Source organism: Microbacterium algeriense (assembly GCF_008868005.1).
GTDB classification, from domain to species: Bacteria; Actinomycetota; Actinomycetes; order Actinomycetales; family Microbacteriaceae; genus Microbacterium; species Microbacterium algeriense.
The window spans coordinates 287005-303495 of the sequence record NZ_WAAO01000003.1 but is presented as its reverse complement, the minus strand read 5'-3'; the positions used below and the strand labels follow the sequence as shown (position 1 = coordinate 303495).

Annotated in this window: 15 protein-coding genes and 1 pseudogene; 12 read left to right on the top strand and 4 right to left on the bottom strand. The window is 69.3% G+C overall.

The genetic code is table 11. The features are described 5' to 3' along the window. Positions 1–85: 85 nt before the first annotated feature. A complete protein-coding gene (locus tag F6A08_RS15255; RefSeq protein WP_225855859.1) occupies positions 86–877 on the bottom strand; it encodes a MerR family transcriptional regulator in 792 nt (263 codons plus the stop codon). Then, positions 874–2271, bottom strand: a complete 1398-nt coding sequence (locus F6A08_RS15250) for an alpha/beta hydrolase (RefSeq protein ID WP_225855858.1) — start codon at positions 2269–2271, stop codon at positions 874–876. The genes F6A08_RS15255 and F6A08_RS15250 overlap by 4 nt, the downstream gene beginning before the upstream one ends. Before the next feature lie 265 nt (positions 2272–2536). Here F6A08_RS15250 and F6A08_RS15245 point away from each other — a divergent pair, with 265 nt between their 5' ends. The 5 genes and pseudogenes from F6A08_RS15245 to F6A08_RS15225 all read left to right on the top strand — a co-directional run bounded on the left by F6A08_RS15245 (position 2537) and on the right by F6A08_RS15225 (position 6659). Continuing rightward, the gene (locus tag F6A08_RS15245) at positions 2537–3046 is read left to right on the top strand and encodes a Rossmann-fold NAD(P)-binding domain-containing protein (protein WP_151459905.1); all 510 of its coding nucleotides are present in this window, start codon (positions 2537–2539) and stop codon (positions 3044–3046) included. A 121-nt stretch (positions 3047–3167) separates the two neighbouring features. After that, positions 3168–3251: pseudogene (locus F6A08_RS15240) on the top strand (dihydrofolate reductase family protein); the annotation flags it as partial. A gap of 150 nt (positions 3252–3401) precedes the next feature. Further along, positions 3402–4052 (top strand): GntR family transcriptional regulator, encoded by a 651-nt coding sequence (locus F6A08_RS15235; RefSeq protein ID WP_192576790.1) that lies wholly within the window; start codon positions 3402–3404, stop codon positions 4050–4052. A gap of 203 nt (positions 4053–4255) precedes the next feature. Then, the gene (locus F6A08_RS15230; RefSeq protein WP_017204572.1) at positions 4256–5272 is read left to right on the top strand and encodes a TerC family protein; all 1017 of its coding nucleotides are present in this window, start codon (positions 4256–4258) and stop codon (positions 5270–5272) included. Between the two features lie 94 nt (positions 5273–5366). After that, positions 5367–6659: a hemolysin family protein gene (locus F6A08_RS15225; RefSeq protein WP_151459903.1), complete on the top strand. Its 1293-nt coding sequence runs from the start codon at positions 5367–5369 to the stop codon at positions 6657–6659. 6 nt (positions 6660–6665) lie between these two features. Here the strand turns inward: F6A08_RS15225 and F6A08_RS15220 are convergent, their stop codons facing one another. Both F6A08_RS15220 and F6A08_RS15215 read right to left on the bottom strand, forming a co-directional pair. Continuing rightward, positions 6666–7589, bottom strand: coding sequence for an arginase family protein (locus F6A08_RS15220; protein ID WP_151459902.1), 924 nt, complete (start codon positions 7587–7589; stop codon positions 6666–6668). Between the two features lie 113 nt (positions 7590–7702). Beyond that, positions 7703–8242 (bottom strand): small multidrug efflux protein, encoded by a 540-nt coding sequence (locus F6A08_RS15215; protein ID WP_151459901.1) that lies wholly within the window; start codon positions 8240–8242, stop codon positions 7703–7705. 156 nt (positions 8243–8398) lie between these two features. Here F6A08_RS15215 and F6A08_RS15210 point away from each other — a divergent pair, with 156 nt between their 5' ends. From F6A08_RS15210 to F6A08_RS15180, 7 genes are all read left to right on the top strand, one after another. Then, complete coding sequence (locus F6A08_RS15210; RefSeq protein ID WP_017204576.1) at positions 8399–9595, top strand: sensor histidine kinase; 1197 nt, start codon at positions 8399–8401, stop codon at positions 9593–9595. Next, the gene (locus tag F6A08_RS15205; RefSeq protein WP_017204577.1) at positions 9592–10194 is read left to right on the top strand and encodes a response regulator transcription factor; all 603 of its coding nucleotides are present in this window, start codon (positions 9592–9594) and stop codon (positions 10192–10194) included. Before F6A08_RS15210 ends, F6A08_RS15205 begins: the two co-directional genes overlap by 4 nt. Before the next feature lie 225 nt (positions 10195–10419). Continuing rightward, positions 10420–11184, top strand: coding sequence for a 23S ribosomal RNA methyltransferase Erm (erm, locus tag F6A08_RS15200; protein WP_151459900.1), 765 nt, complete (start codon positions 10420–10422; stop codon positions 11182–11184). A 146-nt stretch (positions 11185–11330) separates the two neighbouring features. Then, positions 11331–11837, top strand: coding sequence for a methylated-DNA--[protein]-cysteine S-methyltransferase (locus F6A08_RS15195; RefSeq protein WP_151459899.1), 507 nt, complete (start codon positions 11331–11333; stop codon positions 11835–11837). A gap of 81 nt (positions 11838–11918) precedes the next feature. Continuing rightward, a complete protein-coding gene (gene thrC, locus F6A08_RS15190) occupies positions 11919–13322 on the top strand; it encodes a threonine synthase (RefSeq protein WP_151459898.1) in 1404 nt (467 codons plus the stop codon). Positions 13323–13558: 236 nt separating this feature from the next. After that, a complete protein-coding gene (locus tag F6A08_RS15185) occupies positions 13559–14899 on the top strand; it encodes a purine-cytosine permease family protein (protein WP_017204579.1) in 1341 nt (446 codons plus the stop codon). Positions 14900–14942: 43 nt separating this feature from the next. Then, a complete protein-coding gene (locus F6A08_RS15180; protein ID WP_151459897.1) occupies positions 14943–16490 on the top strand; it encodes a hydantoinase/oxoprolinase N-terminal domain-containing protein in 1548 nt (515 codons plus the stop codon). The last annotated feature ends 1 nt before the right edge of the window (position 16491 follow it).

The window sequence follows — 16491 nt, the reverse complement described above, 5'->3', positions numbered from 1 at the left end:
GACCGCTCGGTACAGATTTAACGTAGACGGGACGAGTTTTATTCGCAAACCCTTTGCTGTGGGGAGGGGGCGCCAGCTGGGGGCGTCAGGGCTGGGTGCTTTCGCCGTCCTGTGCCCGCGCGAGCTTGATCGCCTGCGCCATGACATCGCGCTGTGCGGGGTTGTACAGCGCGCTCATCGCTTCGGCCAGAGCAACCTGCGCGGCGTCGAGGGGCACGCTCATATGTCCAGAAGGATCCGTGAGCCACGCGTACCGGCGGAATGCCGAAGCCAGCTCGGGGGCGAAACGCTCGGCGAGGCGGACGCGGACGTCCTCGTCCGCGTCCGGAGGGAGGGTATCGAACTCCTCGCTTGCCTCAGCCGAGCGGTCTGCCTCGTCCAGCACCATCTGGCGGATATCCGCCAAGGCCTGACTGTCATACAGTGTCGTCGACAGGAGGATCACCGCTTTCTCGGCCGGTGATAATCGGTCGGCGACGTCCTCGAACTCGACGGGGAGCCACGCAGCGAAGTCGCCGTTGAGAATCACGCTGATATCTGCGCGCATTCTCTGCAGCCGCTCGATCTCGATGTCGAGCTCTGCGTCGATCGTTCTCAAGGTTTCTGACGGTCGCGCACCCGACGCCACCTCTTCGATCCGGTCCAGGGGTACGCCGATCTCGCGCAACCGACGGATCTGCAGCAGTCGCAGCAGATGCGTCGCTTCGTAGCTCTTGTAGCCGTTGGAGCGACGCTCGGGGTGATCCAGCAACCCCACGCGGTGGTAGTGGCGAATGGCGTTGACGGTCGTCCCGGCGAGCGCGGCGAGTTCGGTCGTGCTCCACGGCATGACCCGATTATGGCGGGTGCCCTGCTCGCGGGTCGCGATCTCGATCATCCGTTGGCCTCGGCCAGCGTGCACTGGGCATCGCGAGCTGGCACCTCGAGGTCGACCAGATAGGCGGCGACCGCCGCTTCCACGCAGTCATTGGCGGCCAGCAATGCCCCGTGCTGGTCTCCCACGACGGTCAGCAGCGATCCGCCGAGAGTCTCCGCGAGTCGGATGCCCCCGGCGTGAGGGGTCGCAGGGTCGCCGGTCACCGAGACCGTCAGGGTCGGGGGGAGGTCGCTGATCCCGTCCGCGTAGGGGAAGCCCAAGGTCGGCTCGACGGGCCATCCCTCGCAGAGGTCTGACGTTTCGCGGATCGGGGTCGCGGGATCGAGGAACGGCGCGGCGTCGAGCGCGGTCCGTTCCAGTTCGGCCAGTTCCGCCGCGGTGAACCGGTCCTCGTCCAGGCAGTTGATCGCCAGAGTCGCTTCGGTGCCGTTGTCGTAGGTGCCTTCGGGGGTGCGCCCGAGGTAGAAGTCCCTCAGGCCGAGCATGGTGGTCCCGTTCCCCTGTGCGAGCTCGAAGAGTCCCTGGCTCATCACCGGCCAGGTCGCGGAGCTGTAGAGGCCCGTCACCATGGCGTCGCTCACATCGGCGAACGTGAGTTCGCGCCCGGACGCCGTCATGAGCGGTGAGTCGACGAGGGGGCGTGTCAGTCGCTGATACGCCTCGGTTGCAACGGCGGGATCGTCGCCGAGCGCGCAGGCGCCTTGCTGGGCGCAGAAGGCGGCGAACTGTTCGAACGACCTCTGGAAGCCGGCCCACTGCTGCGCGCGGCGCTCCAGAGTGGTCGCGTGTGGATCGAGCGCGCCATCCAGTACGAGAGCGCGTACGTTCTCTGGGAATATTTCGGCATACACCGCGCCCAGCCTGGTGCCGTAGCTCGAGCCGGCGAAGGAGAGCGCAGGGTCACCCAGCACAGCGCGCATGATGTCCATGTCCCGTGCGACGTCGCGGGTACCAAGGTGCGCCAATGCCTCCTCCCCGCCCACGCTCTCAGCGCATGCCTCTACGAGAGGGCGCACACCGGAGTACGACAGCTGGCTCGCGCTGCCCGCCCCCGCGTCGCGTTCCGCGTCGCTGTAGCAATCGAGCGCGGGCACGGTCGCGCCGGTGCCGCGCGGATCGAAGCCGACGATGTCGAATCGCTCGGTCAGTGCGCTATCGGCCCAGACGTCCGCGAGCTGAGCCGCGTAGCCGACCCCAGGGAAACCCGGACCGCCCGGGTTGACCACGAGCGAACCGATCGGAGACTCTCCGCGGGCCGGAACGCGAAAGACTGCGATCTGCGCCGATGTCGCATCAGGGTCCTCGTAGTTCAGCGGCACCTCGATCTGTCCGCACTCGCCCGCGATCACGCTGTCGGGGGCGTAGCCAGGCAATTCGCAGGGCTCGAGGTCCATCGGCTGTTCGTAGAACCGCTCGAGCCCGCCACTCTCCGAATCCTCCGGCGGGGGCGAGTCGGCCGGGGTGCACGCGGTGGCGGCGAAGACAACCGACACCAGGGCGGCGAGGATCGCGTATGGACGGCGTCGAGGCACTCGTCGAAGGGGGCGTTCGTTCATGAACCCAGACCACACCCTGTCCTCGCGACAGGGTCAAGCGGGTCCACCGCGACGTCTTCTCCGATTCTCGTGTGATCGGACAGTTCCTCTCCGATTCGCGGAGGTGTCGGGCTCACCGGGCGGTCGGCGCGTCCCTGTCAGGAGCATCGGAGTCCTGTCCGTCGATGATGTCGTCCGCGTTCCCGACGACCCAGGCGGTGAGAGGGGCGAGGAGCGCGCTCAGCTCGCGGCCGCGATCGCCGGGGAGGGCCGCGTCAACGCCGTCACCCGTCGCGACCTCGCCGAGGCCGCGGTGGCCGTGCTGCTCGGCGACGACCACGCGGGCAAGGTCTACGAGCTGGGCGGAGACGCTGCGTTCACGCTCGCCGAGTTCGCCGCGGAGATCACGGACGTCACGGGGACCCCGGTCGTCTACAACGACCTCCCCGCCGCTGACTATGTCGCCGTGCTGGCCTCGTTCGGCCTCCCGCTGCCCATCGCCGAACTTCTCGCGGACTCTGATCAGAGCCTGAAGCGCGGCGAGCTCCTGGTCGAGGGCGATGACCTCCGCACTCTCATCGGGCGCCCGACGACCACCCCCGCCGAGGCCATCCGGGAGGCCGTCTCCGCCTGACCCCAGGTGCGCCACGATCGTCGGCGCCTCCGCCGAATTCCGCCTCGAGACGGTGCCCCCCCGCGCGCTCCTCCGGACGGCGGCACGCCGTGCGGCGCCGATGATCGCGATGCGTCCGCCCCTTGTCGAATCGCGCACGTTCGACCGGCGGACGCAGCTGCTCGAATACGTGCCCACCGTCCTCGACGGGCCACCGGGCGCGTGATCGGACTCGGCAGACGACAGCGACTCCGATTTTTCACGGGTATTACGCGCGATGCGATACATTGCATAGAAGGTAGAACTTCAGGCTCTACTGTCGTGTTCGAGTGGAGGACATGTGGCACTGTCAGGCGGACCCCTCGAGCGTCGGTCGATGAGCGACGAGGCCTACGCGCGGTTGCAGGACGCGATCATCACCGGAGAGCTGCGGCCCGGTGAGCGGTTGCGCGACTACGAGCTCGCGGAGCGGCTCGGAACCTCGAAGACCCCGATCCGCCATGCCCTCGACCGGCTCGCCGACCACGGTCTCGTGGAGATGCAGCGCAACCGCTACACGCGCGTGGCGCCGATCGACCTCGACCAGGTCCGCAACGCGGTGGATCTCTTCGGCGACATCTGGATCGGCTCCGTGCGCCACGTGATGCCGCTGATCCAGGACGACGACGTCGCCTACCTCACCGAGCTCGCCGACGCGATGTCGTCATCGGCCAAGGCGCGCGACGTCGCCGGGTTCAGCATCGCGCTGCGGGGCATCGCCACCGGCTTCGCCCGCATCGAGGGCAACGACGCGCGCGCCGTCATCATCGAGCGTCTCGGACCGCAGATCCGCCGGTTCAGCCAGCATGCGCGCGACGCCGTCGACTGGGAGGCCGTCGACGGTTTCGTCGGCGCCCTCCGCGCGGCGATGATCGAGCGCGACGCCGTGAAGACCAGGGCCGTGCTCGTGAGCTTCTTCGACGAGGTGCTTCCGAGCACCATCGACCGTGCGGAGGAGCAGGACCTCACTCGCTCCGAGCTGGACTGACACCGAGGGCGTCGTCCGTTCGCAGGTGATCCACAGGAACAGCAAAGGGTCGTCTTCTATTCTGAGATCTCCCAAGGGGAGTACTCCGATACGGTGGGGTCGTCATTACGGATGCACGTCGCATCCCGGGCCACCGGTTCCATGTTCCATGGAATGGAGAAGACTTTGGCGGTACTGTCGTACCCCGAGTCTGGAGCCCGCATTTGGACGTCACCCCCCTGATCTGGATCATCACGATCGCCGTCACGATCGCGTTCTTCGTATACGAGTTCTTCGCGCACGTGCGCACGCCGCATGAGCCGACCATCGGCGAATCGGCCCGCTGGTCGATCTTCTACATCAGCCTCGCGCTGCTGTTCGGCGTCGGCATCGGCGTCGTCTCGGGCTGGACATACGGCGGGGAGTACTTCGCCGGCTATCTGACCGAGAAGGCGCTGTCGATCGACAACCTCTTCGTCTTCCTCATCGTGATGACCGGCTTCGCGGTGCCCAAGAAGTACCAGCAGAAGGTGCTGATGATCGGCATCGTGATCGCCCTGATCCTGCGCGGCATCTTCATCGCCGTCGGTGCCACGCTGATCGAGAACTTCTCCTGGATCTTCTACCTGTTCGGTGCGCTGCTGCTCGTGCTCGCCTACCGTCAGGCGTTCAGCAACCACGAGAGCAACCCGGCGAACGGGCGCTTCATGACGTTCGTCCGTCGTCACCTCCCGGTGAGCGACGAGTACAACGGCGACAAGCTGACCGTGGTCAAGAGCGGCAAGCGCTTCGTCACCCCGATGCTCCTCACGATCATCGCGATCGGCTTCATCGACCTGGTGTTCGCGGTCGACTCGATCCCCGCGATCTACGGCCTGACCGACCAGGCATACATCGTCTTCACGGCGAACGCCTTCGCGCTCATGGGGCTGCGTCAGCTGTACTTCCTGATCGGCGGACTCCTGGAGCGTCTCGTCTACCTGGCTCAGGGCCTCGCGGTCATCCTCGCGTTCATCGGCGTGAAGCTCGTCCTGCATGCCCTGCACGTGAACGAACTGCCGTTCATCAACGGCGGCCAGGGCGTCGAGTGGGCGCCCGAGATCCCCATCTGGTTCTCGCTGCTGTTCATCGCCGCGACCATCGCGGTGGCGACCGTCGCGAGCCTGCTCAAGACGCGTCGCACGCCGGGCGCCGTCACCTCCACCACCGACACCACCCCTACCGACAAGGAGCACTCTTGAGCGCGCAGCGCTGTTCTGACTCTTCGGACTCTGACAGTACGAGCGCCCGGCTCACGCCGGGCGCTCACCCCGCCACCGAGGAGGGGGCCCGCTGATGGGCGACCTGCTCTGGAACATCGCCCTCGTCTTCGTGTTCGTGCTGATCGGCGGTGTCTTCGCTGCGACGGAGATGGCGCTGGTCACCCTGCGCGAGAGCCAGATCAACGCGATCGGCCAACGAGGCCGCCGCGGCGCGAAGGTCGCCGCCCTCGCCCGCAACCCGAACACCTTCCTCTCGGCCGTGCAGATCGGCGTCACGGTGGCGGGCTTCGCCTCCGCCGCCTACGGTGCGACGTCGATCGCGCCGTCGCTGGCACCCGTGCTGGAGTCATGGGGCCTGGCGCCCGCGCTGTCGCTGACCCTCGCGACGCTGGTCCTCACGCTGATCATCGCCTACCTCTCCCTGGTGCTCGGCGAGCTCGTGCCGAAGCGGCTCGCGATCCAGCGCAACGCGCAGTTCGCCTACGCGGTCGCGCCGGCGCTCAACGGATTCGCGACGGTCATGCGCCCGGTCATCTGGCTGCTGTCGGTGTCGACCAACGCCCTCGTGCGTCTGCTCGGCGGCGACCCGCACAAGACGAACGATGAGATGACCGACGAAGAGGTGCGCGACATCGTCGCGAGCCATCAAGGGCTGCCCGACGATGAGCGTCGCATCCTCGACGACGTGCTGTCCCTGCGAGGGCGGCAGGTGAGCGAGGTGATGCGACCGCGGCCCGAGGTCGTCGCCCTCGACGAGGCGTCGAACGTCGGAGACGCCCTGTCGCAGGTGCGGGACCTCCCGTTCTCGAGGTATCCGGTCTCGAACACCTCGATCGACGACATCACCGGGTTCGTGCACGTGCGCGATCTCTTCGAGGCGGCCGCCGAGGATCCGACGCGCGCGCTGAACGCCCTCGTCCGCGACATCCCCTACATCCCGTCGACCGCGCGGGTGCTGCCCACCCTCACCCGTATGCGAGCCGAGGGTCACCACATCGCGGTGGTCGTGGACGAGTACGGCGGCACCGATGGGCTGGTGACCCTGGAGGACCTCGTCGAGGAGGTCGTGGGGGAGATCTTCGACGAGTACGACGCCGAGGTCTTCATCACCTCGGACGAAGGCATCGACGGGCGTCTCAATCTGCAGGACTTCGAAGAGGCCACCGGCCTGGCGATGCCCCGGGGCTCATCGGACACCATCGCCGGACTCGTCACGGAGCAGCTCGGGCGGCTCGCCGTGGTCGGTGACACGGTCGAGGTGCCCGGAGCGACGATCCAAGTCGCGGAGATCGACCGTCGACGCATCTCGCGTGTGCGCGTCACGCCCCACGCGAGTGCCGAGCCGGCGAGCGCGAGCGACGCCTGACCGCGGTCAGCCGGGGACGCCGCCTCCATCGCGGCGGACCCGGCTGCCGAGGTCGCGCAGGCCGTCGACCAGGACGTCGGCCAGCAGGAGCGCGTACCGCCCGTCGGGGTCGAGATCGGGGTCGAATACCGTGATGGAGGCGCCGACCGCGTGCGGAGCCAGTCCCTGCAGCAGCGCGGTAAGTTCGCTCGCATCGATCCCGCCGGCATCGGGGCTGTCCACCGCGGGCATGACCGTGGGGTCGAGCACGTCGACGTCGACCTGGAGCCAGTACGCGGGGCCGGCCACGGCGACGGCGTCGGCGGCCACACGGGCGGCTCCGAGAGCGACGACGTCGGAAGCCGGAGTGACGCGACCGAGCAGGGCGCGCACCTCCTCCTGCTCCTCGTCGTCGTCCCGGTGACCGATGTGCGCGGTGCGTTCCGCCGAGAAGTAGGGCGCCAACCCCTCGATGTCGGCGATCGCCGGCCAGTGCCGGCCGACCGCGGCCGCGAGAGCCTCGCCTGCCACGCTCGCGCACTCGTCGCTGTTGCCCGGGTGACGGAAGTCGGTGTGCCCGTCGACGTGCACGAGCCCGATCCCGCCGCGGCGTGCGGTCGCGACCCCGGCTCCGAGTAGGATCGCGCAGTCGCCGCCGATCACGAGCGGTGCCTCACCGGCATCGAGTATCCGGCCGAGCCGTTCCGCCAGGCGTCGGGTGTGATCGAGCATCGCCTCCTGGTTGCGCACGAAGCCGGCCGCGCGGGTGTCGTCGTCGTCGACGTAGCGTCCCGACAGGACCACTCCGCTCTCGCGGGCGCCGAGTTCCCCGAAGCGGCGGAAGAGTCCCGCTTCGCGGAGCGCCTCCGGTGCCTTCGCAGCTCCTGGGACGCTGCCGTGCTCGGGCGGGCGGAGACCGAGATTGGACGGGGCCGAGAGCAGCGTGATCATGCCGTCATCCTGCCCGGGGGGTCGGACATCGCGGACCGATGACGCGGCACGGTGGCGCTGCGACAGCGGATCGGTCGGGTGGGGGCGCCGACCGCGCGCCCCCACCCGGATGATCAGCTGATCGCGTAGACCGCGCTCCCGACGATGAACGCGACGATGGTCGTCCATCCGATGATCGCGAGCGCCTGCCAGAAGAGGATGCGTCCCTTGCCGATGCCCGACGCGGCCAGCATGGTCGCGGTGAACTGCGTCGGCAGCAGCAGGGGGCCGAGGAGGCTGACGCCGGGAACGCCGTAGCGCTCGAACGCGCGCTGGAACTTGTCCCGGCGCGCACTGCCGCGTCCGGCGTCCGGTGCGGGCTCCGTCTCGGTGCCGGTACCGCCGCCGGCGAGCGCGACCTGCTTGGCCCGCGAACGGTTCACCACAGCGGCGCGGGCGCCGGAGCTCGCCAGCACCAGCACCATGACGCACAGGAAGTTGCCGACCATGGCGGCGATCGCGGCGACGACCGGAGCGATGCCGCCGATGATCCCGATGCTCACGGCGCCCTCGCCTTCGACGAAGGGGACGGCGCCGGCCAGGGCGACGATCAGCGGCTGGACCAGCTCGGGCACCTGGGCGACCAGGTTCTGGAAGGTCTCGATGAGGTTCATGGGGGTGCTCCCGTGGTTCGATGCGATCGGAGTCTCCGTCGCGATGACACCAGTCCACTCGAACTCCGACGCGCGCGGCAGTGTCGGCCCGTCATCCCTTTCCGGGTGGATCGCGCCCTCGACGGGTGACAAGTGTCACGGCCGTATCGTGGGAGCGTGAGCAGCATCCCCCCGTCCTCCGTCGCCGAGCCGGCACTCGGCGCCCGTCAACTCGCGCGGGGCATCACCGCGACCTGGTGGTACACCGTCACCGCCGTCCTGTTCATCGAGTTGATGCTCGTCGTCGCGTGGGCCGGGATCGCCGCCGCGGAGGATGTGAGCGGCGGCGTCGTGCTCTTCGTCGGCATCGGGGGCGTGGTCTGGTGCGCGTCGACGCTGATGCTGCTCGTCCACTACCGACGCCGCGTCGACAGCGGGCCGGAGGCGATGTGGCGGAGCCTGGCGGTGCCGTTCCTTGTCGCGGCCGCCTATGGCCTCACGGCCGGCGCCCTGGTGAGCAGCTGGCAGCTCGCCGCCATGCCCATCGTGCAGTTCTTCGTGCTCCTGAGCTGGCCGCGCGGCGTCCGCGTCCGCGTCGTCCTGGCGGCGACCCTCATCCTCGCCGCACTGGCCGTGGTCGATTCCGCCGCCGGACTGAACGGCGGGCTCCCCTGGTGGATTCCCGTCGTCTACGGCGCGCTGCTCCCCGGTATGAGTGTCAGCTCGCTCTGGTGGTGGGACGTGCTGGTGACGCTCGACCGCGCGAGAGCCTCCGAGGCGAAGCTCGCCGCGACCCAGGAGCGTCTGCGCGTGGCGACCGATGTGCACGACCTGCAGGGGCACCACCTCCAGGTCGTGGCGCTGCAGCTCGAACTCGCGGAGCGCCTGCTGCCGATCGATGCGGATGCCGGGATGGAGCAGCTCCGTGCGGCACGGGTCAGCGTCGACGAGGCGCGACAGGGGACGCGGGATCTCGCGACCCGCTTCCGCTCGGTTCCGCTGGGGGATGAGCTGGCCAACGCCAGGGACCTGCTGGTCGCCGCTGGGCTGGAGGTCGAGGCCGCGATCGACGCGGATGCCGATGCGGCCCCGGCCTCCGCGTTGGGGCCGGTCATCCGGGAGACGACGACGAACGTCCTCCGACACGGTGCCGGGCGGCGAGCGCGCCTCCTGCTGACGCGGACCACGGACAGCTGGCGTTACGAGATCGGGAACGACACGGTGCCGGGCGCCGAGCTCGAGCACGACGGCTCCGGCCTCGACGGCATCCGTCGGCGCATCGAGGAGGCACGCGGCACGCTCGAGGTGCGACGGGAGGCGGACGAGTTCGTGGTCGTGGTCACCGTTCCCGCCGAGACCGAGGAGGGGCGATGATCCGCGTGCTGCTGGCCGACGACGAGGCCATGATCCGTTCCGCGCTCGCGGCGCTGCTGCGCCTGGAGCCGGACATCGAGGTGATCGCGGAGTGCGCGGACGGCGAGCAGGCGGTGACCGAGGCGCTGCGGCTGCATCCGGACGTGTGCCTGCTCGACCTCGAGATGCCGGGACTGGACGGCGTGCAGGTGGCCGAGAAGCTGAACAGGGCGATCGCGACCCGGTGCGTCGTCGTCACCCGGCACGCGCGACCCGGTGTGCTGCGCCGCGCCCTCGCCTCCGGGGTGGCCGGATTCCTGCCGAAGTCCCGGGGCGCCGACGAGGTGGCGGCGGTCATCCGCCGCGTGGCTGCCGGCGCGCGCTATGTGGATCCCGAGATCGCCGCGGATGCTCTGAGCGACGAGCGTTCGCCCCTCACGGACCGTGAGCTCGACGTACTGCGGGCAGGCCGTCGCGGCGAGACGACCGGGCAGATCGCTCGAGCGCTCTCCCTCGCGCCGGGGACCGTGCGGAACCACATCTCGGTCGTCCTCGGCAAGCTCTCGGTCGAGACCCGTCAGCAGGCGGTGCTCATGGCCGAGGAGCGCGGCTGGATCTGAGTGCCGATATGCTGGCGGACATGGGAACAATATGCGCAGCGCCCGTGATGGGGCGCACCCTCGTGTTCCGCGACCGCCGCGCCTGACGGCGCGCTCGCACTCCGCACGCATCTGCGCGCCGTCCACCGAGATGTCATCGCACCTCGGGACGGGCGATCCTCACTGACGCTCCCACGCGTCCTCGCCTCCGTCGAGGTGCTCCGATTCTTCCTCTGGAGCGCACTCATGCCTCGATCCATCCATGGCGGCCGTCACGAACTCGGCCAGAACTTCCTCACCCACCGTCCGACCCTCGCTCGCATCACCGTCCTCGTCGCGCGCACGTCCGGCCGCATCCTCGAACTCGGCTGCGGCGATGGCGTCCTGACGCGCGAGCTCGGAGCGCTGGGCAGGCCCCTCACCGCGATCGACCTCGACGAGCATCGCGTCGGTCGTCTGCGCAGGGCGCTGCCCGACGTCCGCGTGGAGGTGGCCGACGCCACGCGCCATCCGCTCGACGCCGAGGTCGTCGTCGGCAACATCCCCTTCCACGTGACGACGCCGATCCTACGGCGTCTGCTCTCCCACGGTCGCTGGAACGAGGCGGTGCTGCTCACGCAATGGGAGGTCGCGCGCAAACGAGCGGGCGTCGGTGGCGGCACCCTGATGACCGCGCAGTCGGCCCCGTGGTTCGAGTTCTCCCTGGAGGGCCGGGTTCCCGCGTGGGGATTCTCTCCCCGGCCGAGCGTCGACGGCGGTCTGCTCGCCATCACCCGTCGGGGTTCGCCGCTCGTCCCTGTCTCGGATCGGAAGCGGTACGACGCGTTCGTCCGGGCGATGTTCACGGGGCGGGGCGGGAGCCTCGCCGCGGTGGTGGCGGCCGCCGCTCGCATCCCGATGGGCGGGGCTCGACGTGCGGTGGCGGCTGCCGGGGCGGGGGAGCAACGCCTTCCCCGCGATCTGCGCCCCGAGCAGTGGGCCGCCCTCTGGCATCAGGTCAGCCGTGGGTGACGTGTCGAGGCCGGCGATCCGTGCGCGCTCGCAGCTCGCCGCGCCGGAAGCGACGAGGCGCCATACCCCCTCCCGCCGAGACGGTTCGCCGCCACCGTGATTCCCCCGCCGGTCCGCGTGTCCTGCACGGGAGGTACTCTCGACGCATGTCGGCCTTCGGAACGCTCGAGACTCCCGTCGGGGTCATCGGGGTCGAGAGCGACGGCGCGGCGATCACCCGCGTCACGTGGCGGTCGACTGCGCCCGAAGGAAGCGTCATCGCGGCGGACCCCGGCGCCGATCCGCTGCTCGCTGAAGCACTCGCGCAACTCCGTGCCTACTTCGACGGCGCCCTGCAGCGCTTCGACGTGTCGGTCGACCTCGGCGTCCAGACCACCGCGGCCAGAGCCGTGCTGCTCGCCCTGCAGGAGACCGTCGCGCACGGGGAGACCGTCACCTACGGCGGACTCGCCGCCCGCAGCGGCACCGCTGTTCCGGCGCGGGGCATCGGATCGATCATGGGCGCCAATCCCGTGCCGCTGATCGTGCCCTGCCACCGGGTCGTCGCCGGGGACGGGCTGGGCGGGTACTCCGGCGGCGACACGGGGCGAGGTCTCGAGACCAAGCGCTGGCTGCTGGAGCATGAGGGCGCTCTGCCCACCTCGCTGTTCTGAGCCGGCGGGCGTCATCGCGTCCGTTCCGCACGGAACCGCCTGCGAGAATGGACGTGCCGAGTCCCGAGCCGAGGAGCCAACGTGCCGTTCATCTCCACCCGCGGCGGCATGCAGCCGCAGTCGTTCAGCGAGACGCTGCTGGAGGGCCTCGCGCCCGACGGCGGACTGGCGGTGCCCGAGATCATGCCGACCGTCGACGGCGAGACGCTCGAGCGCTGGCGTGCGCTGACCTACCCTCAGCTGGCGACCGAGGTGCTCGGCCTGTTCGCGACGGACATCCCCCGCGCCGACCTCGCGCGGATGACGGATGCCGCCTACGCTGGCTTCCCCGACGGGGTCGTGCCGCTGCGGGCGGTCGACGACGAGCTGACCCTGGTCGGGCTCTCGGAAGGCCCGACGCTCGCCTTCAAGGACATGGCCATGCAGTTCCTCGGCCAGGTGCTCGAGTACACGCTGGAGCGCAACGACGCGGTGCTGAACATCCTGGGCGCCACGTCGGGCGACACCGGCTCTGCAGCGGAACACGCCCTCCGCGGCAAGGAGCGGGTCGCCGTGTTCATGCTCTCGCCGCAGGGCCGCATGAGCGCGTTCCAGCGGGCGCAGATGTTCTCGCTCGACGACGCGAACGTGCACAACATCGCGGTCGAGGGCGTCTTCGACGACTGCCAGAACCTCGTGAAGAAGCTCGCCGGCGACCTCGACTTCAAGCGCGCCCAGCACCTCGGTGCCGTCAACTCGATCAACCTGGCGCGCATCACGGCCCAGACGGTGTACTACTTCTGGGCATGGCTGCGCGCGACCGACGCCGGCGGCTGGACCGAGCTGTCGTTCACGGTGCCGTCAGGGAACTTCGGCAACATCCTGTCCGGGTTCTACGCGAAGCAGATGGGCCTGCCGATCCGGCGCCTCGTCCTGGCCGCGAACGAGAACAACGTGCTCGACGAGTTCTTCCGCACCGGCGTGTACCGTCCGCGCAGCGCCGCCCAGACGCTCGCGACCTCGAGCCCGTCGATGGACATCTCCAAGGCGTCGAACCTCGAGCGCTTCATCTTCGAGCTGGTCGACGGCGATCCCGCCCGCGTCGTGGGAGCGTGGGACGACCTCGAGGCCCAGGGGCACTTCGACTTCTCCGCCGACAAGGAACGGTTCATAGAGGAGTTCGGCATCGTGAGCGGAACCTCGACCCACGCGGACCGACTCGCGACGATCCGCGCGGTGTACGAGGCCACGGGAGAGGTCATCGATCCGCACACCGCCGACGGCGTGAAGATCGCGCGGGAGTACGTCGAGCCGGGGGTGCCGATGCTCGTGCTCGAGACGGCGAAGCCCGAGAAGTTCGCCGAGACGATCCACGAGGCGATCGGCGTCGAGCTCGGCTATTCGCCCGAACTGCAGCAGATGCTCGACGCCCCCCAGCACGTGACCGAGATGCCCGACGACGCGCTCGCTCTCCGCGCCTTCATCGAGGCGAACGCCCTGCACTGAGCCGCGACACCCCGCTTTCGCGCCGAAACCCCCTGTCGCCCACGCCGGAGACAGGGGGTTTCGGCGTGAGCCCGGGGTCTCGGCGAGAAGTGCGGGAGAGGGCGGGAGAGGGGGAGGGGGGGAGGGCAGTGTGCACAGGGGGAGGGGAGATCAGGGCGAGATGCACATGTCGGGGAAGGCGGCGGGGTGAGTACCGTGGCGGGCAACCCGTTCCCTCCTCCTCCCGAAGGACTCCCATGGCACGCACGGCGCACGCAGACGATTTCGCGCTCTCCCGAGTGACGCCCGAGGCCCGCAAGCCCTGGTTCGGAATCGCCGTTCAGCGATTCGGACAGGTCTCGGCCCTCTCGCAGTTCCTCCTCGGCGCGACCCTCGGTTACAGCATGACCTTCGGCGAGGCCGTCCTCGCCTTCCTCTTCGGCTCGATCATCCTCGAGGTGATCATGTGCGTGGTCGGCTTCATCGGCCAGCGCGAGGGCCTCAACACCGCACTCCTGGCGCGCTGGACCGGCTTCGGCGAGATCGGCGCCTCCCTGGTCGGCCTCGCGATCGGCATCAGTCTGATCGGCTGGTTCGGCATCCAGTCCGCCATCTCGGCGCAGTCCCTCGACGCCCTGATGCCCGGCGCGCTGCCGGTCTGGGCGTGGAGCCTCATCTTCGGCCTCGCCGTCACCGCGATCGTGGCGTTCGGCTTCGTCGGGATGCAATGGCTCGCGAACATCACGGTGCCGCTGTTCCTCATCCTCGTCGGCTGGTCTGTCATCTCCGAGCTCACGCGCCACGACATCGGCGAGCTGCTGACCGGCCCGGCACCCGGACCGACCATGAGCGTCTGGGCAGGCACCGGGATCGTCGCCGGCGGCCTCATCGTCGGCGCCATCATCACCGGCGACATGACCCGGTTCAACCGCTCGCGGGCCGACGTCATCAAGCAGACGGTGCTCGGCGTCTCCCTCGGCGAGTTCGTGATCGGTCTCGCCGGCGTGCTCCTCGCCCACGCGGCCGCGACCGGCGACATCGTCGCGATCGTGACCTCGTCGGTCGGCTTCATCGGTCTGTTCATCGTCCTCACCGGCACGCTCAAGATCAACGACTGGAACCTGTACTCCTCGACCCTGGGCCTGGTGAACTTCATCTCGACCGCCTTCGGCAAGAACCTGCACCGCGTCACCACGACCATCGTCCTCGGTGTCGTCGGCTCGGTGCTGGCAGCCGTCGGCATCCTCGGTCAGTTCACCGAGTTCCTCGTCGTGCTCAGCGTCGCGTTCCCGCCGATCGCCGGCATCATGGTCGCCGAGTACTACGTGGTGCGCCGCTGGCGGCCCGAACTCGACGCGACCCGAGAGGCCGGCACGCTGCCGCTGACCGCCCCACGCATCGTCCCGGCGACCATCATCGTGTGGCTGGTCTCGTCGCTGGTCGGCTACTTCGTGACCTGGGGCATCCCGTCGCTGCTCAGCCTCTTCCTGTCGATGGTGCTCTACATCGTCGCGGGCAAGCTCGGCTGGGTGCGCGGCGTCGGCGTCGCCACCACCCGCCAGGCGCACCAGGCCGACAGCGCTCCCGCCGCGGTCTGAGCGGACCGCCCGGAACAGAACCACCTCCACGAAAGCGAGAATCATGCACATCGGCATCGACGTCGGCGGCACCAACACCGACGCCGTCCTCATGGACGGCACCCGCACCCTGGCCGGGGTGAAGCACTCCACGACGCCCGACGTGACCAGCGGCATCGTCCAGGCGATCGAGGACCTGCGTGCGGGGCACTCCTTCCAGGGCGCCGACATCGATGCGGTGATGATCGGCACGACGCACTTCATCAACGCGCTCGTGCAGGCGAGTCGCCTCGCTCCGGTCGCCGCGCTCCGTCTCGGCCTGCCGGCGACGCGGGCGCTGCCGCCGCTGATCGACTGGCCGGAGGTGCTCGTCGAGGCGACGCAGGCGCGCAGCTATCTCGCTCACGGCGGCTACGAGTTCGACGGTCGCCCGATCTCGCCGCTCGACCCCGACGAGATCCGCGCTCACGCGGAGGACATGAAGGCGCACGGCATCCGCTCGGTCGCCATCTCCTCGGTGTTCAGCCCCGTCAACCACGATCTCGAGGTGCGCGCGGCCGAGATCGTCGCCGAGGTCCTCGGAGAGGATGCCGCCATCTCGCTGTCGCATGAGATCGGCCGGATCGGACTGCTGGAGCGCGAGAACGCGACGATCATCAACGCGGCTCTGCGGGAGCTCGCCTCCGAGATCGTCGACGGGCTCACCTCGGCGGTGCGCGCCCAGGGCATCGAGGCGCCGATCTTCCTGAGCCAGAACGACGGCACGCTGATGGATGAGGAGTACGTGCGGCGCTACCCGGTCGCGACGTTCGCCTCCGGGCCGACGAACTCCATGCGCGGTGCCGCGGCGACCAGTGGCCTCGACGACTGCGCGGTGATCGACGTGGGCGGCACGACGGCCGACATCGGTCTGCTCATCAACGGCTTCCCCCGGGAGACGGCGAACGAGGTCAAGGTCGCCGGGATCCGCACCAACTTCCGGATGCCCGATGTGCTGTCGCTCGGTATCGGCGGCGGCAGCATCGTGGACGAGGAGACCGCGGAGGTGGGACCTGCCTCGGTCGGGTACAAGCTCACGACCGAGGCCCTGGTGTTCGGAGGTTCCACGCTGACCGCGACCGACATCGCGGTCGCGGCCGGCCGCGCGCAGGTGGGGGATCCGAGCAGGGTCGCGCACCTCGATCCCGCCTTCGTCGAGCGCGTGCTCGCTCGCATCGCGGAGCGCGTGTCCGAAGCCGTCGACCGGATGCGCACCTCGCCCGACCCGATCGCCGTCGTCGCGGTGGGCGGAGGCTCGATCCTCCTCCCCGACGAGCTTCCGCTGTTCGGCACCGTCCACCGGCCGGAGAACTACGCGGTGGCGAACGCCATCGGGGCTTCGATCGCTCAGGTCGGCGGCGAGATCGACAAGGTCTACGCGATCGAGCCGGGTCGCCGCGAGGAGACTCTCGCGGAGGTCCGCGCCGAAGCCGTCGACAAGGCGATCGCGGCGGGCGCGAAGCCGTCCACCGTGTCGATCATCGACTTCGACGAGGTTCCCATCCCGTATCTGCCGGGCAACGCCACGCGCATCCGCGTCAAGGCCGTCGGCGACCTCGACATGGGGGCCTGAA

Bases quoted from the DNA above. Each gene is read 5' to 3' on its own strand.
- F6A08_RS15225 (WP_151459903.1), top strand. From the start codon at position 5,367: ATGGGCGACCTGCTCTGGAACATCGCCCTCGTCTTCGTGTTCGTGCTG.
- F6A08_RS15185 (WP_017204579.1), top strand. From the start codon at position 13,559: ATGGCACGCACGGCGCACGCAGACGATTTCGCGCTCTCCCGAGTGACG.
- F6A08_RS15255 (WP_225855859.1), bottom strand. From the start codon at position 877: ATGATCGAGATCGCGACCCGCGAGCAGGGCACCCGCCATAATCGGGTC.
- F6A08_RS15235 (WP_192576790.1), top strand. From the start codon at position 3,402: ATGAGCGACGAGGCCTACGCGCGGTTGCAGGACGCGATCATCACCGGA.
- F6A08_RS15215 (WP_151459901.1), bottom strand. From the start codon at position 8,242: ATGAACCTCATCGAGACCTTCCAGAACCTGGTCGCCCAGGTGCCCGAG.
- F6A08_RS15220 (WP_151459902.1), bottom strand. From the start codon at position 7,589: ATGATCACGCTGCTCTCGGCCCCGTCCAATCTCGGTCTCCGCCCGCCC.
- F6A08_RS15195 (WP_151459899.1), top strand. From the start codon at position 11,331: ATGTCGGCCTTCGGAACGCTCGAGACTCCCGTCGGGGTCATCGGGGTC.
- F6A08_RS15205 (WP_017204577.1), top strand. From the start codon at position 9,592: ATGATCCGCGTGCTGCTGGCCGACGACGAGGCCATGATCCGTTCCGCG.
- F6A08_RS15250 (WP_225855858.1), bottom strand. From the start codon at position 2,271: ATGGACCTCGAGCCCTGCGAATTGCCTGGCTACGCCCCCGACAGCGTG.
- erm (WP_151459900.1), top strand. From the start codon at position 10,420: ATGCCTCGATCCATCCATGGCGGCCGTCACGAACTCGGCCAGAACTTC.
- F6A08_RS15180 (WP_151459897.1), top strand. From the start codon at position 14,943: ATGCACATCGGCATCGACGTCGGCGGCACCAACACCGACGCCGTCCTC.